A 12,659-nucleotide genomic window follows, 5' to 3' on the forward strand; every position below is an offset into this window, starting at 1 on the left:
GCAAATTTCATTTTGTTTTCATAAGTTGCATACATAATGAGAAGTGGATCACATATAAAGCCCCGGCGGCTCCGTAAACTACCGATCCATTAACCTTTATGAGGCAAACGCCATGCATCCACGTTTTCAAGCTGCTTTCGCCCAGCTTGCAGAGAATGTGCAATCAGCTCTGGCCCCGATTCTGGCGGATGAGCATTTCCCGGCCCTGCTGACGGCTGAACACGTCACGGCACTGAAAGAAGCCACAGGGCTGGACGACGACGCGCTGGCCTTCGCGTTGCTGCCGCTGGCGGCAGCCTGCGCCCGCGCCGACCTCTCTCATTTCAACGTCGGTGCGATTGCACGCGGCGTAAGCGGAACCTGGTACTTCGGTGGCAACATGGAGTTCCTGGGCGCGACCATGCAGCAGACCGTTCACGCGGAACAAAGCGCCATCAGCCACGCCTGGCTGCGCGGTGAACAAGCGCTGAGCGCCATTACCGTTAACTACACCCCTTGCGGCCACTGCCGCCAGTTCATGAACGAGCTGAACAGCGGGCTGGAGTTACGCATCAATCTGCCAGGCCGTGCGCCGCATACCCTCGGGGATTACTTGCCTGACGCGTTTGGTCCGAAAGATCTCGACATCAAAACGCTGCTGATGGATGAACAGGATCACGGTTTTGCCCTTTCCGGCGATGCGCTGAGCGAAGCCGCGATTCGTGCGGCGAACAAGAGCCACACGCCATACAGTCACTCCCCAAGCGGTGTGGCGCTGCAGTGTCGTGATGGTCGCATCTTCACCGGCAGCTATGCCGAAAACGCCGCCTTTAACCCGACGCTGCCACCGCTTCAGGGCGCCCTGAATTTGCTGAGCCTCAATGGCTATGACTACCCGGACATTCAGCGCGCTATTCTGGCAGAGAAAGCCGACGCGCCGTTGATCCAGTGGGATGCCACCGCCGCAACGCTGAAAGCGCTCGGCTGCTCAACTATTGACCGTGTTTTGCTTGCGTAATGCCTCCGGCGGGCAGAAATGCCCGCCGCTTTGCTGAAAAACCCCTCAGTTGATTCGCTGTTTCTTGCGCTAACCAGGCGGGTAAAGTAGCCTGAGTTAAATTTCACCTTCGGTACGAGCCATCTGCATGTTAAAGCGCGCTTTTTACAGCCTGTCTGTCCTGGTCGGCATACTGCTGTTGATCGTGCTGGGTCTTGATCGCTGGATGAGCTGGAAAACGGCTCCGTATATCTTTGACGACCTGCAGGACCTGCCCTATCGTCAGGTCGGCGTTGTGCTGGGTACCGCCAAGTATTACCGCACCGGGGTGATTAATCAGTATTACCGTTACCGCATTCAGGGCGCGCTGAACGCGTATAACAGCGGCAAAGTGAATTACCTGCTGCTGAGCGGCGATAATGCGCTGCAAAGCTATAACGAACCGGTCACCATGCGCAAAGACCTGATTGCCGCTGGCGTCGATCCGGCCGATATCGTGCTCGACTACGCCGGGTTCCGCACTCTGGATTCCATCGTGCGTACGCGCAAGGTTTTCGATACCAACGATTTCATCATCATCACCCAACGCTTCCACTGCGAACGGGCGCTGTTTATCGCACTGCATATGGGTATCCAGGCGCAGTGCTACGCCGTGCCGTCGCCTAAAGATATGCTGAGCGTCCGCGTACGTGAGTTTGGCGCGCGTTTTGGCGCTCTGGCCGATCTGTACATCTTCAAACGTGAACCGCGCTTTTTAGGTCCGCTGGTACCCATTCCGGCGATGCATGAAGTGCCGGAAGATGCGCAGGGCTACCCGGCCGTCACGCCAGAACAACTGCTTGATATGCAGAAAAAAGAGAAAAAATAGCCTCGCCTTTATACTTTCTTTATACCGGGCGTAACGCTTTTTATCCCGCCTTTACGCCGCCCCTTTTAAGCTGAGTTCACTGCCGCTACGGCTTCATTGAAGAATGACTATGAACTCAATAATGAATGCGTTTTTCCTGAAAAATATCCGCCCTTATTTTAACTTCCCGGGTTTATCACTCCCGACGGCACTCAATGCTGGCCTCTGGCTTGATGACAAACTTGATGCCATGCAACACAACGTCTCGCTGGAAGTGGCGGATTACCTGGAACGTTACCCGCAGACAAAACATATTGACGTTTACCTGAACGATATCAATGGCATTATGCGCGGCAAGCGGCTCTCGGTGGAAAGCATGCTGAATCTGGAAAAAGGCTGTTACTTCCCCCTCTCCGTCTACTCCATGGACCATAAAGGCAAAATAGCCGCCCCGCTTGATGATGAGCCCGACCGGCTCTGCGTTCCCGTCGGCGGTTCCCTGCGCCCCTGTTCGCAAGACCCTCAGCATAACGCGCAGATCCTGCTGACCATGAAAGAGAGCGACGGCAAACCGTGCCCGCTTGAGCCAAGGGTGATATTGCAAAACGTTCTGGCTCGTTTCCATCAGCATGGGCTCTTCCCGGTGATTGCCCCGGAAATTGAGTTTTACCTGACCGGGCGCGGCACGCAGGATCCACAAAATCAGGGCTGCTTTCATATGGATACCTCAACGGCACACGCGGCACTGTTTGACGAGCTGGAGCAGCTGGCGCACCTGCAGCGTATCCCCCTGACCGGGATCGTGGCCGAAGCCGAATCTGGCCAGTTCGAGTTAAACCTGAAGCATAGCCATCGCGTCGTTGAAGTCTGCGATAACGTACTGGCCCTGCGACGCCTGACCCGCTACGTTGCGGAGAAACAGGGTCTGCAGGCCAGCTTTATGGCCAAACCGTTCAGCCAGCAGTCCGGCAGCGGTTTGCACTTTCATTTCAGCCTGAACGATATTCATGGCGAAAACGTATTCGCGTCACCGGTGGAAGCGCTGAACAGCATGATGCGCCTCTGCATCGCTGGCCAGCTGGCGCTGATGCCCGCCTCCATCGCCATTCTCGCCCCTGGCGTTAACGCATTCCGCCGCCTGCGTAAAAACCTCACGGAACCGCTATTTAACTCCTGGGGCTATAACACCCGCTCCGCCGCGCTGCGTATTCCCTGCTCCGATGACCATAACCGGCGTATTGAGTACCGGCTGGCCGGGGCTGATGCTAACCCGTATCTGGTGGCGGCAACGCTTCTGAGCGGAATGCTGTACGGGCTGGAAAATTTTGACGAGCAGGATTTACCTGAACCTCAGCAGGACGGGCCGGATCTGCCGCTGTTTCAGCAGGAGGCGATTGAGACATTTGCACGCTGTCAGTATCTCACCGACAGCCTGGGAGAGGCTTTTTCTCAACAGTGGGTTGCCTGCAAGCTCTCTGAGCTCGACTGGTTCGAGAGCATCGTCACCCGGGAGGAGTCGAGTCTGGCATGAAGCACAAAAAAGCCCGCTCGGTGAGCGGGCCAGGTAATGCCAGAGGCGATTATTTTTTACGCGCGTATTTGAGTGAATCCAGGGCGACCGCAAAGATGATGATGCCGCCTTTGATGATGTACTGCCAGTACGGGTTCACGCCGATGTAGGTCAGACCGTAGTTGATTACGGTGAAGATGATGACACCGGTTACCACGCCGAACACGGTACCCACGCCGCCGCTAAAGGAGACGCCGCCGACCACACAGGCTGCGATTGCATCCAGTTCGTACATGAAGCCCAGGTTGTTCGTTGCAGAGCCGATACGGCCCGCTTCCAGCATCCCACCAAAGGCGTAGAACACACCTGACAGGGCGTAGATCATCAGCAGGTTCAGGGCAACGTTGACGCCGGACACTTTCGCCGCTTCCGGGTTACCGCCGATAGCGAAGATGTTTTTACCGAAGCGGGTTTTGTTCCACAGGATCCAGACAAAAGCGACGGCAATCAGGGCGTAGAAGGTAATGTACGACAGGCGGAAACTGCCCAGCGCGATAAACCCTTGCGTAAAGGTCGAGAACCCGCTGTCGAAGCCAGAGATTGGCGACGCCCCCACGAAGTCGTAGTACAGGGAGTTGATACCGTAAACGATGATCATCGTACCTAAGGTGGTGATAAATGGCGTCACGTTCAGGTAAGCGATAATGATGCCGTTAATCAGACCAATCACTGCGCCGATCGCACAGACAATCAGGATCACCACGAAAATGGGCATGGTCGCCATTTCCGGGAACACCTTGTTGGCGTTTTCCATCGACTGTAGCAGCGTTGCCGCGATAACCGCCGCGAGGCCAACCTGACGTCCCGCTGACAGGTCAGTCCCCTGCGTCACGATAAGTCCCGCCACGCCCAGCGCGATAATAATACGCACGGAGGACTGGGTCAGGATGTTACTGAGGTTCAACAGGCTTAAGAACGTAGGGTCCTGGAAAATGATGATAGCCAGCAGTACTAAAAGAACAACGTAAATACCGCCTTCTTTCAGGTAAGTGAGAAAACTTTTTTTATTTAACGCACTCATGAGGAGCCCCTGATCTTAAAGGTGCAAAGACGCAAGACGCAAAATTTCGTTTTGCGTTGTCGTTTTGGTGTCAACAATACCGGCAACGAGACCATTGCTCATAACCAGAATACGATCTGTGATCCCTAACAATTCCGGCATTTCGGAAGAAATAATAATGATCCCTTTATTCTTTTTCGCCAGCTCGGCAATCAGCTGATAAATCTCAAACTTCGCGCCGACGTCAATACCGCGGGTCGGTTCATCCAGCATCAGGATTTCTGGCTGGGTTAATAACCAACGGCCAATAATGACCTTCTGCTGGTTACCGCCTGACAGCGAACCAATTTGCGTGCGGTGACCTGGCGTTTTGACGCGCATGGAGTCAATCACCCACTGGGTATCGCTCTTCATGCGGGAGTTATCCAGCAGCCCGACTTTGTTTTTATAGTTGCGAATATTGGAAATTAACGAGTTAAAGTTAATATCCAGATACGCATAAATACCGGTCGAACGACGCTCTTCCGTGACCAGCGCAAAACCATTATTAATGGCTTCGTTAGCGCTGTGGTTATTGATTTTCTTACCGTGCAGCGTGATGGTGCCCGCGGCTTTCTCACGAATACCGAACAGGGTTTCGACAATATCAGTACGTTTTGCCCCAACCAGACCTGCGATACCGAGAATTTCGCCCTTATGCAGGTCAAAAGAGACGTCGCGAATAGACGGCTGACGCAGCGAGGTGAGATTGCGAACCTCAAGGATCACTTCACCCGGCTTGTTCTCTTTGTCCGGGAAGCGCTGGTTCAGAGAGCGCCCCACCATCATGGCGATGATCTTGTCCATATCCAGCCCTTCGAGAGGCTGGGTGGCAATCCACTGGCCATCGCGCAGGATGGTAATCTCATCACACAGCTGGAAGATCTCTTCCATTTTGTGAGAGATATAAACAATGCCGCAGCCGCGGTCTTTGAGCTTACGAATAATGGTAAAAAGGTGGTTAACCTCTTTTTCCGTTAATGACGATGTCGGTTCGTCCATGATGACGATTTTCGCATCATAGGAGAACGCTTTGGCAATTTCGATCATCTGCATTTGGGACACGGATAACGTTCCCACGCGGGCGCGCGGATCGATATCAATATCCAGTTCATCGAAAATCGCTTTGGTGTCGCGATACATTTTATCCTGATCGACAAAGACACCTTTGGTCGGATAACGGCCCAGCCACATGTTATCCATAACAGAACGCTGCAGCACCAGGTTTAATTCCTGGTGAACCATTGAGATACCGTTTTCCAGTGCTTCTTTTGCTGAATGGAAATCGATCTCTTTCCCCTGAAAAAGAATGCTGCCAGAATCTTTTTGATAGATCCCAAAAAGACATTTTAATAATGTTGATTTACCTGCGCCGTTCTCCCCCATTAATGCGTGAATAGAGTGAGGACGAACTTTTAAATTAACATTATCGAGTGCCTTAACCCCGGGAAATGACTTGTTGATAGCGCTCATTTCCAACAAGTATTCACCAGATGACTGAGTATTTGTGCTGACCATAATTATACCTTGTTGGCCTCGCATATCGCGTTATAAAAGGGCGCAACAAGTTGCGCCCAGTGAAGACAATTCAAATAACTTATTTACCGATAAACTCAGCCAGGTTGGACTGGTCTACGCCGACGTAAGGTACGCGAACGATTTTGTTTTCAATTTTCCAGGTCGTACCGTCTGCAGCACCTTTGCCATCGGCCAGGTTTTTCGCCAGATCGAAGGTTGCTTTCGCCTGGTTGTTGGCATCGTTCAGCACGGTACCGGCCATTGCACCGGATTTCACCAGGGCCAGAGCTTCTGGCAGTGCATCCACACCGAACACAGGAATGGCTGATTTGTTGTGCGCTTTCAGCGCTTCTACCGCCCCCATAGCCATCGCATCGTTGTTGGCAATTACCACTTCGATTTTGTTAGCGTTCGGGCCGGACAGCCATGCGTCCATCTTATCTTTCGCCTGAGCGGTATCCCACATCGCGGTATCTAATGCCAGCTGCTGGGTTTTCAGGCCCTTATCATTCAGCTCTTTGATAACGTAAGTGGTACGGGCTTCAGCATCCGGATGGCCTGGTTCGCCTTTCAGCAGCACGAACTGGATCTGGCCGTCTTTGTTCAGGTCCCAGTTCGGGTTCGCCGCCCAGTGTTTAGCGATCAGATCGCCCTGAATAATGCCGGACTCTTTGGAGTCAGTACCGACGTAAAACGCTTTGTCATAGCTGTCCAGCGCTTTACGGGAAGGTTCTTTGTTGAAGAAGACAATCGGCACATTCTGGCCGCGCGCTTTTTCAATGACCGTGCCTGCCGCAGCGGGGTCAACCAGGTTGATGGCCAGTGCCTTCACGCCTTTTGCCAGCAGAACGTCGATCTGGTCGTTCTGTTTGGACTGGTCGTTCTGGGAGTCATTCATCAGCAGCTGAACATCTGGCGCTGCTTTAGCATCTTTCTCGATAGCTTTACGGACAACAGACATGAAGTTGTCGTCGTATTTATAGATGGTCACACCAATACGGGTATCCGCAGCGTGCGCTGCTGCACCAAAAAGCATGCTTGCCATTACAGCAGACAGGGTCAACACCTTCTTATTCATGGTATCTCCGGTTTTTTTTATGCAGGGTAGTTCTTGTGAATAACGATCGGCAGGCAGGTGTTAATGAAACGTTACTGACAGCCGAAGTTCACTTATAAAATTTCTATCTTCCGTGTTCGGTAACACTCCAGAAATGCGTTTTATTCGTTGTTTGCGGCACATTGGCTATGGTGAAAGTGATTAATCACTGTTACATAGCGTTTCAGCCCCTAAAACGCTGACATCATAGTCAGCGCCTTGTTAAGATACTGTGAATTTACTCACAGATTGAAAACGGTTACATCAGCTGATGTAATCAGTTAGTGATCGGAACCACAATTTGCCGGGCAGCGACAGAATGTCGACGCACTAAAGTCGGCATGAAACAGTGTGTTGCGCCCGGATCCAGCAGCCCTGCCGCCCCCTGTAACGCCAGCTCAGTGGCCAGTTTGGCCATAGAGGCAATGGGGTAACGCACGGTGGTCAGCTGCGGGTCGGTGTAACGGGCAATGGGAATATCATCAAAACCAATCAACGATAAATGCTGTGGCACCGCAATGCCGTTATCCTTCAGCGCAGTCAGCGCCCCGGCCGCCATGTTATCGTTATAGGCAAACACGGCAGACAGCTGCAGATTACGGCCCAGTAACTCCACCATCGCCGCCTCCCCGCCCTGCATATCCGGCGTTCCGGTTCCAACCCAGCTTTCAGACGGCGTAATACCCTGTTCTTTAAGGGCGTTTTGCCAGCCTTCGCGCCGCAGCTCATCATCTTCAATATGATGGCTGGAGGCCAGAAAACCGATCCGCTGATGCCCGTTGTTGATGAGCATTTTGGTGGCCATCATCGCCCCACTGACGTTATCCAGCCCGACGCAGCGGTGGGCATACCCTGGCACAATACGGTTGATCAGCACCATGCCCGGGATTTGCTCCATAAACCCGGAAATCTCGTCATCGCTTAAAGCTTTTGAGTGCACAATCAGTGCGTTACAACGCTGGCGGATCAGCACTTCAATCGCATGACGCTCTTTTTCAGCCTCGTGATAGCTGTTGCCAATCAGCACGTATTTCTGATGCTGCTGAGCGACAACGTCTACCGCTTTAACCAGCGCACCGAAAAAGGCATCAGAGACATCCATCACCACCACGCCAATGGTATCGCTGACCTGCGTGGCAAGCGCCTGCGCATTGGCATTAGGGCGATAACCCAACTGGGTCACGGCTTTCATTACGGTTTCGCGGGTGTCAGGGCTGACCAGCGCGCTGTTGTTCAGCACGCGTGAAACGGTAGCCACAGAAACACCCGCCTGACGGGCGACGTCACGAATGGTGATCATATTCACCATCCTTCAAAGGATTGCAGCAACTCACAGACACCCCCTGTGTTTAGCAAGGTGGCTATTTTGGCAGCGAGAGAAAGGGGACTACGTGAAGAAGCTCACACAGATGAAAACGTTTACATCCGTTTTGTTAATGATTGTGATCCAGATCGTTATCTGGATGTATTTCTCAATGATACCCCTGAAGCATGTGCAGTTAACTGACGCCACACCCACTCCAGCGGCCCCTGGCGGAAATAACGTAGCCAGAGAACAGAAAACGCCAGGTTAACCATCCAGACCGGGATAACAAACGCCAGCAGCGAAAGCCGGTCGAATTTCATAAACAGGCCAAACCGATAGAAAAGCGTGGTGCATATCAGCGTCTGCAGAATGTAATTGCTGAGGGCCATACGGCCTACGCAGGCAATGGCACTGACAATCCATGCGCGACACATTTGTGGCCAGAAGCCGTAAATGAGTGCCGCATAGCCAATCGTCTGGAAGGGCGCGCTCAGCTCGCGCGGGACCTGAAGCAGAAACGCACACCAGCGGTAGTTCCAGTGCAGATGCCACTGCATGATCACGGCCGGCAGATTAATCAGCACGCCGAGAAGAATTAACCCGGCTCCCGTCAGGCGATAGTGGCGAAGGGAAAACTCCCCTTTCAGCCAGCCGGTACGCATCAGTGATGCCCCCATCAGCATCATCCCTGCCAGCTGCCAGCCATACTGCGCCCCCAGCGCCAGCAGGTTATCGCCAAGCATATCCGCACGGTTGCTTATCGCTTCCGTGCCTCCTTTCAGCTTCCAGTACTGCTCGTACTGAAGGTTGGCGGCATCGGGGATCCATGAACGGTTTGCCGCATCACCGGAGATTATCCCCAGCAGTAACAGCACGCCAAGGCCCATGACGTAAAGCATCACGCCCGTGTTAAACAGGCTTTTTACGCTGTGCGCATCGCGAATGAGCCGCCAGCAAATCAGCCCGACTAAGCCATAGGCGAGAAGAATGTCGCCATCCCAGAAGAACAGCCCGTGAATAAAGCCGAGGATCACCAGCAACGTCAGACGCGACTGGATCCAGCGCGTGCCGCGCCTGAGCAGTAGCTGCAGGCCCGCGCCAAACAGCAGGGCAAACAGAGTGAGGAATTTGACCTGGGCAAAGAGATCGAGGATGGCCCACGTCCAGGCATCGCTGCGGGTGATGTCGCCATACCACGCAGGATTGAGATACGCTGCCTTCGGCAAGCCGAAGGCGCTGATGTTAAGCAGCAGGATACCGAGAATGGCGACGCCTCGAACAAAATCGAGCGTGACGTTTCGCTCCATGTAGCCTGCCCTGTCAGATTAGTTGTGGTGACGCACGGCGCGCAGAAACTCCTGGCGGGTGTTCTGGCTGGATTTAAACAGACCGCCCAGCGACGTCGTGGTGGTCGCACTGGTGGCATCACGCACGCCGCGCGCTTTCACACAGTAGTGAACGGCGTCGATAGATACTGCCACGTTATTGGTGCCCAGCAGCGTTTGCAGCGCGGTCAGGATCTGCTGCGTCAGACGCTCCTGCACCTGTGGACGCTGAGCAAAGAACTGCACGATGCGGTTGATCTTCGACAGACCAATCACCGTATCTTTAGGAATATAAGCCACGGTCGCTTTACCGTCGATGGTCACGAAGTGGTGTTCGCAGGTACTGGTTAACGTGATATCACGTACCGTTACCATCTCATCCACCTTCATCTTGTTTTCAATGACGGTGATTTTCGGGAAATTGGCGTAATCCAGGCCGGAGAAAATTTCGTCAACGTACATTTTTGCGATACGGTGCGGCGTTTCCATCAGACTGTCGTCGCTCAGATCGAGATTCAGCAGTTGCATGATCTCGGTCATATGCCCAGCAATCAGATGCTTACGGGTTTCATTGTCCAGTTCCTGAACGGGTGGACGCAGTGGCGTTTCAAGACCACGCGCAACCAGAGCTTCGTGAACCAGGGCTGCTTCTTTACTGAGTGATGGCATTCTTTTCTCCTGCAGGTGTGGCGTCTTTTGCCCTCGTTGTGGCAAAAGTGTGCGCTCATTGTGCGTGAGGCGGCGCACATAATCCAGTATTCACGACGATAATTATTGCAATTGCTGTTGCCTTTCGGCCTGACGATCCCAGACCAGTGCGCCGCCGATGAACAGCGCGACGCCCGCCAGCCCCAGCGCAGGCTCCAGTCGGTGCGTGAGCCACGTCGACAACGCCGACGTTACCGGGCCAATCAACTGACCGACGGCATAACCGGTAGTAAGCAGTCCCGCCATGTAGCGCGTGTGATCTGGTGCCAGTTCGCGCCCATAAAGTAAAGAGAGCTGAACGGCACACAAGAACCCGCCCCCAACGAGCAAGCCGCCGGTCAGTAACCCGCCAATCCCCGGCAACAGCCAGGCTGCCAGTACGCCGGCCCCCTGCAACCACAATACGATAGCCAGCCTGCGGTTTGAGGTTGAGTTGTGGCGTAAAACGATGCTGAGCGCAATGCCCGCCACGGCGGCAATACCAAATATCGGCCAGACAAACTGGGCAAACAGACTGCCGGGAAAACGCACGGCCGCCATTTGCGATAAAAAGGTCGCCGGAAGGATATAGCCAAACCCGGCCAGGCTGTAGCTCCAGACCAGGCGCTTTAAATTCTTCGTCAGGACGAGCGGTTCCGGTGCGCTGCCCGGCCGGTGAAGTTGACCCGCACGCGGCAGATACCGGGCCACCAGCGCGATAAGCACCAGCGCCAGTACGCCGTAGATTTGCCATGCTGCACCGGCGGAGAGCGCCTTAGCCTGGATATAGACGGCGAGCAGCCCGCTGAGCGCAATACCTGCACCTGGCCCGGCAAATACCGCGGCGCTGAGACCCGGTTTCCCCAGTTGTCCCAGCCGCTCGTTGGTCCAGGCGGCAATCAGCACCATCGACCAGCCGCTCATGCAGCCAATCACAAAGCGCAGCAGGCCATGTACCACGGCGTTATCGGCCGCAGCGGAAAGCAGCGTCAGCGCAACCGCACCAAAAATACCCAACCAGAGGCGTGTTTCAACGAAGCGGTGCGCACGCATTGCATCCCATGCTCCCACCAGATAGCCCAGATAGTTCATCGCCGCCACCAGGCCCGCGCTGGTGAGCGTGAGTTGCCCGGCAGCAATCATTAGCGGCACCTGAGGGGTAAAAGCAAAGCGCCCTATCCCCATCGCTACCACCAGAACCACAAACCCACTGAGCGCGATACGCAGCGCCATGACCGCTCCAATTGTTAAAGAAAAGTTAATTTATGATGCCGCATCTTACCGTCCTGCGAAAGTGAAAGTTACTCACAGGTAAATGAAAACTCTGTATTATGGGCCGAGTGAATAGCAATTCGTATTAAGGAGCCCTGCATGGAACTGCTCGAAGAGCATCGTTGTTTTGAAGGTCGACAGCAGCGCTGGCGGCACGACTCCAGCGTACTGAACTGTGCCATGACGTTCAGCATTTTTTTGCCGCCAACTGAAACGGGCGTAAAGCCACCCGTGCTGTTCTGGCTGTCCGGTTTAACCTGTACCGACGAAAACTTCACCACCAAAGCGGGCGCGCAGCGTATTGCGGCTGAACTGGGGATCGCACTGGTCATGCCTGACACCAGCCCGCGTGGCGATGATGTTGCCGATGATGCCGGGTACGATCTGGGCAAAGGCGCCGGATTCTACCTGAACGCGACAGAGCAGCCCTGGGCACGTCATTACCGCATGTATGATTACATTCGTGACGAACTGCCTGCGCTGGTTCAGGCCGAATTTGAGGTAAGCGACCGCTGCGCCATTAGCGGACACTCCATGGGTGGACACGGCGCGTTGATAATGGCGCTGAAAAATCCGGGAAAATACACCAGCGTGTCGGCATTCGCCCCGATTGTGAACCCCACTCAGGTGCCATGGGGTCAGAAAGCCTTCACCCATTACCTGGGCAGTGACACGGATAAATGGCAGGCGTGGGACAGCTGTGCGCTGATGCTGGCCAGCAACACGGGGGACGCCATCCCGACGCTGATCGATCAGGGCGATGCGGATCAGTTCCTCGCCGGTCAGCTACAACCTGCGGTTCTGGCCGAAGCGGCACGCCAGAAGGACTGGCCGCTGACGCTGCGTATCCAGCCAGGGTATGACCACAGCTATTACTTTATGGCGTCATTTATTGAGGATCATCTCCGCTTCCATGCGGCGCATCTGTTTAAGTAAGTTCCTCCCTTCTTGCCCGGTGGCGCTCCGTCTGCCGGGCCTCAAAACCCTATCCCTTTGAATAAAAGCCAGTTTCACTAACCAACA

General features: G+C 54.2%; 11 protein-coding genes. 4 read left to right on the forward strand and 7 right to left on the reverse strand.

Features of this window, described 5'->3' with window-relative positions; all coding sequences use genetic code 11:
• The first annotated feature begins 112 nt into the window (after positions 1 to 112).
• The 3 genes from cdd (at position 113) to BH714_RS11365 (ending at position 3,354) form a co-directional block, all read left to right on the forward strand.
• On the forward strand, positions 113 to 997 hold the full coding sequence (gene cdd, locus BH714_RS11355) for a cytidine deaminase (RefSeq protein WP_020883200.1): 885 nt from the start codon (positions 113 to 115) through the stop codon (positions 995 to 997).
• A 127-nt stretch (positions 998 to 1,124) separates the two neighbouring features.
• Positions 1,125 to 1,844 carry an outer membrane permeability protein SanA gene (gene sanA / locus BH714_RS11360; protein ID WP_014170903.1) on the forward strand — a complete coding sequence of 240 codons (720 nt, stop codon included), beginning with the start codon at positions 1,125 to 1,127 and terminating at the stop codon, positions 1,842 to 1,844.
• Positions 1,845 to 1,965: 121 nt separating this feature from the next.
• Positions 1,966 to 3,354, forward strand: a complete 1,389-nt coding sequence (locus tag BH714_RS11365; RefSeq protein WP_040017992.1) for a glutamine synthetase family protein — start codon at positions 1,966 to 1,968, stop codon at positions 3,352 to 3,354.
• A gap of 49 nt (positions 3,355 to 3,403) precedes the next feature.
• Here BH714_RS11365 and mglC read toward each other — a convergent pair whose 3' ends face one another.
• From mglC to BH714_RS11400, 7 genes are all read right to left on the reverse strand, one after another.
• Positions 3,404 to 4,414 carry a galactose/methyl galactoside ABC transporter permease MglC gene (gene mglC, locus BH714_RS11370; RefSeq protein WP_014170905.1) on the reverse strand — a complete coding sequence of 337 codons (1,011 nt, stop codon included), beginning with the start codon at positions 4,412 to 4,414 and terminating at the stop codon, positions 3,404 to 3,406.
• A gap of 15 nt (positions 4,415 to 4,429) precedes the next feature.
• Positions 4,430 to 5,950: a galactose/methyl galactoside ABC transporter ATP-binding protein MglA gene (gene mglA, locus BH714_RS11375; protein WP_020883197.1), complete on the reverse strand. Its 1,521-nt coding sequence runs from the start codon at positions 5,948 to 5,950 to the stop codon at positions 4,430 to 4,432.
• A 79-nt stretch (positions 5,951 to 6,029) separates the two neighbouring features.
• Complete coding sequence (gene mglB, locus BH714_RS11380) at positions 6,030 to 7,028, reverse strand: galactose/glucose ABC transporter substrate-binding protein MglB (RefSeq protein ID WP_014170907.1); 999 nt, start codon at positions 7,026 to 7,028, stop codon at positions 6,030 to 6,032.
• A 295-nt stretch (positions 7,029 to 7,323) separates the two neighbouring features.
• Positions 7,324 to 8,346 carry an HTH-type transcriptional regulator GalS gene (gene galS / locus BH714_RS11385; protein ID WP_020883196.1) on the reverse strand — a complete coding sequence of 341 codons (1,023 nt, stop codon included), beginning with the start codon at positions 8,344 to 8,346 and terminating at the stop codon, positions 7,324 to 7,326.
• A gap of 155 nt (positions 8,347 to 8,501) precedes the next feature.
• Positions 8,502 to 9,659, reverse strand: coding sequence for a DUF418 domain-containing protein YeiB (gene yeiB / locus BH714_RS11390; protein WP_014170909.1), 1,158 nt, complete (start codon positions 9,657 to 9,659; stop codon positions 8,502 to 8,504).
• A gap of 18 nt (positions 9,660 to 9,677) precedes the next feature.
• Positions 9,678 to 10,346: a GTP cyclohydrolase I FolE gene (gene folE / locus BH714_RS11395; protein ID WP_020883194.1), complete on the reverse strand. Its 669-nt coding sequence runs from the start codon at positions 10,344 to 10,346 to the stop codon at positions 9,678 to 9,680.
• A gap of 102 nt (positions 10,347 to 10,448) precedes the next feature.
• Positions 10,449 to 11,597, reverse strand: coding sequence for a YbfB/YjiJ family MFS transporter (locus BH714_RS11400; RefSeq protein WP_040017993.1), 1,149 nt, complete (start codon positions 11,595 to 11,597; stop codon positions 10,449 to 10,451).
• A gap of 138 nt (positions 11,598 to 11,735) precedes the next feature.
• Here BH714_RS11400 and fghA point away from each other — a divergent pair, with 138 nt between their 5' ends.
• The gene (gene fghA, locus BH714_RS11405; protein WP_014170912.1) at positions 11,736 to 12,572 is read left to right on the forward strand and encodes an S-formylglutathione hydrolase; all 837 of its coding nucleotides are present in this window, start codon (positions 11,736 to 11,738) and stop codon (positions 12,570 to 12,572) included.
• Positions 12,573 to 12,659: the final 87 nt, after the last annotated feature.

Source organism: Enterobacter ludwigii, from assembly GCF_001750725.1.
In the GTDB taxonomy this organism is placed as follows: domain Bacteria; phylum Pseudomonadota; class Gammaproteobacteria; order Enterobacterales; family Enterobacteriaceae; genus Enterobacter; species Enterobacter ludwigii.

Coding starts and splice junctions, on each gene's coding strand:
- cdd (WP_020883200.1), top strand. CDS start 113: ATGCATCCACGTTTTCAAGCTGCTTTCGCCCAGCTTGCAGAGAATGTG.
- sanA (WP_014170903.1), top strand. CDS start 1,125: ATGTTAAAGCGCGCTTTTTACAGCCTGTCTGTCCTGGTCGGCATACTG.
- BH714_RS11365 (WP_040017992.1), top strand. CDS start 1,966: ATGAATGCGTTTTTCCTGAAAAATATCCGCCCTTATTTTAACTTCCCG.
- mglC (WP_014170905.1), bottom strand. CDS start 4,414: ATGAGTGCGTTAAATAAAAAAAGTTTTCTCACTTACCTGAAAGAAGGC.
- mglA (WP_020883197.1), bottom strand. CDS start 5,950: ATGGTCAGCACAAATACTCAGTCATCTGGTGAATACTTGTTGGAAATG.
- mglB (WP_014170907.1), bottom strand. CDS start 7,028: ATGAATAAGAAGGTGTTGACCCTGTCTGCTGTAATGGCAAGCATGCTT.
- galS (WP_020883196.1), bottom strand. CDS start 8,346: ATGATCACCATTCGTGACGTCGCCCGTCAGGCGGGTGTTTCTGTGGCT.
- yeiB (WP_014170909.1), bottom strand. CDS start 9,659: ATGGAGCGAAACGTCACGCTCGATTTTGTTCGAGGCGTCGCCATTCTC.
- folE (WP_020883194.1), bottom strand. CDS start 10,346: ATGCCATCACTCAGTAAAGAAGCAGCCCTGGTTCACGAAGCTCTGGTT.
- BH714_RS11400 (WP_040017993.1), bottom strand. CDS start 11,597: ATGGCGCTGCGTATCGCGCTCAGTGGGTTTGTGGTTCTGGTGGTAGCG.
- fghA (WP_014170912.1), top strand. CDS start 11,736: ATGGAACTGCTCGAAGAGCATCGTTGTTTTGAAGGTCGACAGCAGCGC.